We start from the raw sequence: 297 nt of genomic DNA, 5'->3' as shown, positions 1-297 counted from the left end.
GTTGGCGGCGTCGACGATGCGCGCCATCGCCGCCTGCACGTCGGCATGCTTCGAATCGCCGAGATGGCCGAGGCTCGCGGCCAGATCGGCCGGCCCGACGAACAGGCAATCGATGCCTGGCGTCGCGGCGATCTTCTCGACTTCCTGCAAGCCGCGCGTCGATTCGATCTGCACGATGGTCGCGATCTGCGCGTTGGCCGTCTGCACGTAATCGCGCCGCATGCAATACGAAGCTGCCCGCACCGCGCCGGCGACGCCGCGCAAACCGTCGAGCGCGTCGGCGGTCGGATATTGCGT

1 protein-coding gene is annotated in these 297 nt (G+C 68.0%); it reads right to left on the bottom strand.

Going from position 1 to position 297, the window contains the following annotated elements:
- A partial coding sequence (locus tag SB764_RS39275) for an aldolase/citrate lyase family protein (RefSeq protein WP_410866647.1) occupies positions 1-297 on the bottom strand: 297 nt, incomplete at both ends.

This window comes from Paraburkholderia sp. SIMBA_027 (assembly GCF_046535315.1).
Lineage (GTDB): Bacteria > Pseudomonadota > Gammaproteobacteria > Burkholderiales > Burkholderiaceae > Paraburkholderia > Paraburkholderia tropica.
The sequence above is the reverse complement of the archived record's forward strand: the minus strand, read 5'-3'. Positions and strand labels throughout refer to the sequence as shown.